Annotated in this window: 3 protein-coding genes; all 3 read left to right on the top strand. The window is 63.0% G+C overall.

Annotated features, from left to right (window positions below):
* Positions 1–560 precede the first annotated feature (560 nt).
* A complete protein-coding gene (locus WAW17_RS21465) occupies positions 561–1,730 on the top strand; it encodes a cytochrome P450 (protein WP_422334933.1) in 1,170 nt (389 codons plus the stop codon).
* Positions 1,731–1,788: 58 nt separating this feature from the next.
* On the top strand, positions 1,789–2,877 hold the full coding sequence (locus WAW17_RS21460) for a zinc-binding dehydrogenase (RefSeq protein WP_422334932.1): 1,089 nt from the start codon (positions 1,789–1,791) through the stop codon (positions 2,875–2,877).
* Positions 2,874–3,084, top strand: a 211-nt coding sequence (locus tag WAW17_RS21455) for an aldehyde dehydrogenase family protein (protein WP_422334931.1), incomplete at its 3' end; no start/stop codon positions are given. The genes WAW17_RS21460 and WAW17_RS21455, both read left to right, overlap by 4 nt.

Here is a 3,084-nt window from a genome sequence, read left to right as displayed (position 1 = left end):
GTCTTCGATTGCAGCGCTTCATCGAGAGTCCCAGCACGAGAGCGGATTAAGACTTTCCGGATCTCCCCCCGCCAAGTCGCCGATGGTGCGGGCGACGGAAGGCTGGACACAGCGATAGACGACGCAGTAGCCGCCGCGGCCGATTTCGGGGCGTCGTAGAACACGGCCGCGGCCGGCTCCGCTGCGATACTCGGTTTGTCGGGTCATGTTGTGTCGCCATCGGATCGGGTTCGGTTATTGGTAGCCCGTGGAACCTTCAAGGACATCTCATCACCTCTTGCTGCAGAGGTTCACGATAATGCGAAAATGCATCGAAACGATGACGGCGAAAAGGCCGCCGGCCGGGGATACCAATCACGCTGTTTCCCTCTGGGCGGGTGTGGGTGATTGCCGGAATTTGCCGTTGGCGATCCGGAAGGCAGGCCACATCGAACTCGGTTCGATCGAATTCTCCAGATTCACCCATTGACCTTCCGATCGGAAGGTCTTAATGTCGGACTCATCGCCCATTCCTGGGCAACCAATCACCGGCTTCTGGCCCATCCCATTCTGGGGGATCAGTGAACATCAGCAAAGACTACGACCATCGTTACGTCGCCACTCTCGATGACCCCGAAGAGTTTCACCGCGAGATGCGGGCCACGTGTCCCGTTCAGCACAGCGAGAACTACGGCGGCTTCTGGGCACTGACCCGCTATGAGGAGGTCGAGGCGTCAACGCGGGACACGGCGCGGTTCTCGTCGCTCCCGACCATCACGCTCCCGTCTGTGGGTGCGCCGAGACCGTTCATTCCTATGGAATCCGACCCCCCTGAGCACTCGAAGTACCGGTCCCTGCTCAACGTTGTATTCAGTCCACGAAGGGTCGCCGAGCTCGAAAACGAGGTCCGAAAGCACGCGATCGGGCTGATCGATGGTTTCGCTGCGGCCGGCGAGGCGGATCTGGCGCGGGATTTCGTCTTCCCGCTGACCTCGCGGGTCATCTCCTGGCTGCTCGGCATTCCCGACGAGGACGTATCCCGTTTCAGTGCTTGGTCATTGGGGTTGGTCTCGGTTGCTACGCCGGAGGAGGGAATCGCGCTCCAGATGGAGATCCGTGACTATTACCTCCAGTTGATCGCTGCGCGCCGGGACAACCCGACACAAGACCTCGCCAGCCATCTGCTCGCGTCAACCATCGATGACCGGCCGGTCACCGAGGAGGAGGCGCTTGATATTTATCTCTCTTTGACCGGGGCCGGCGGTGAGACGACGGCCGCGGCCGGCAATCACATCTTCACTCTGATCGACCGCCATCCGGAGATCCGATCGCAATTGCTGGACCAGCCCGAGTTGCTGACGTCGGCGATCGAGGAGTTCTTGCGTTATGTCACACCCGTTCCGGGCTTCGGCCGGACCACCACCTCCGCGGTCGACGTGGCAGGAACGCAGATCCCCGAGGGTGAACGAGTCTGGCTGTCGTGGCTCTCCGCGAACCATGACGATGCCGCGTTCGACGATCCATCCAGCATCGTCCTGGATCGAAAGCCGAATCGGCACCTGGCATTCGGCTCAGGCGTGCACCGTTGTCCGGGCGCTCCGTTGGCGCGCCTCGAGCTACGCATCATGCTCGAAGAGATTCTCAGCCGGATCCCGGATTACCGATTGGTCGACCCGGCCGGGGTGCAGATCTCCGAAGGACAGACGCGAGTCATTCGCTCTGTGCCGATCGTCTTCACACCGCAACGATGACCAAGCACAACCCGACTCGGGCGCATTGCCCCCCTCCCAACACGTGCAGGAGATTCACATGAGAGCTGCAGTCAGCCGCGGTATCGGCCACATCGCAATCGAGGAGTTGCCAGATCCCCGGCCGCTTGCCGGCGAGGTTCGGGTTCGCCTGGTCAGCTCGGGCATCTGCCACACCGATGTCTCCGTGTTGTCGGGCCATCTGCCCTCGCCTCACCCGATCGTCCTCGGGCACGAAGGAGCCGGGGTTGTCGACGAGGTCGGCCCAGGTGTGGAACAGCTCTCGGTCGGCGATCACGTGATCTGCTCGATCATCACCTCGTGCCGCGCGTGTTACCAGTGCCTTCGTGGAGAATTCGCGCTGTGCGAGCGCGCCGTGGGCTTTTCGGGCACCATGCTCGACGGCACGACCAGGCTTCGATCCGGGAAAGAGGACGTGCACACCCTCTTCTGTCAGGGTTCCTTCGCCGAGTATGCGATTGTGCCGGCGTCGGCGGCGGTGAAGGTTCGGCAGGATGCGCCGCTCGACAAGCTCGCCGCACTGGGATGCGCATGGTCCACAGGCCTCGGAGCCGCCATCGTCCGTGCGGAGGTCAGACCGGGGAGCAGCGTCGTTGTGATCGGCGCGGGCGGTGTCGGACTCGCAACCATGATGGGTGCTCGCGCGATGGGCGCCACGGACGTCATCGCGGTCGACCTCGCCGAGCACAAGCTCGTGCGGGCCCGCGAATTGGGCCTCGCGTCGCACACCATTTCGGCATCCGGAGCGGACGCGGTAGATGCCATCCGGGACCTCACCGATGGCAGAGGCGCCGACTACGGGTTCGACGCGGTGGGAGCGCAGGGCACTTTGGAGACCGCACTGCAGGCCGTCCGACCAGGCGGGCTGGCGGTCGCCATCGGCGTGATGGATGCATCGGTAACCGCCACCTTCGATCTGTTCGGGTTCCTGATGCAAAAGCGGCTGACCGGCACCTACGCGGGATCGATTCTCCCGCAGCGGGACATACCCGCATTCGTCGATCTCTACATGGATGGGCGGCTGCCCCTGGACTCGGTCATCGACGCCACATACTCGCTGGACCAAGTCCCGAAGGCCCTCGATCAGCTCGCAGCGAACGAAATCACCAAGGGAGTGGTGCTGCTATGAGCGCTCTGGAAATGCAGATGTATATCGACGGCCAGTGGCACAAGGGTGTGGACGGCGGGCGAATTTCAGTAATCAACCCAGCCCGGACGACCGAGATCGTCGGGTCGATACCCGACGGTACGTCCGCCGACGTCGATCTGGCGGTTACCGCCGCGAAGAGGGCGCAGTACGACTGGTCGCGCCTTCCCCTTACCGAGCGGGCAGCGT

This window comes from Rhodococcus sp. (in: high G+C Gram-positive bacteria) (genome assembly GCF_049286785.1).
Classification (GTDB): Bacteria; Actinomycetota; Actinomycetes; order Mycobacteriales; family Mycobacteriaceae; genus Rhodococcus_F.
The sequence above is the reverse complement of the archived record's forward strand: the minus strand, read 5'-3'. Positions and strand labels throughout refer to the sequence as shown.

Bases quoted from the DNA above. Each gene is read 5' to 3' on its own strand.
- WAW17_RS21460 (WP_422334932.1), top strand. From the start codon at position 1,789: ATGAGAGCTGCAGTCAGCCGCGGTATCGGCCACATCGCAATCGAGGAG.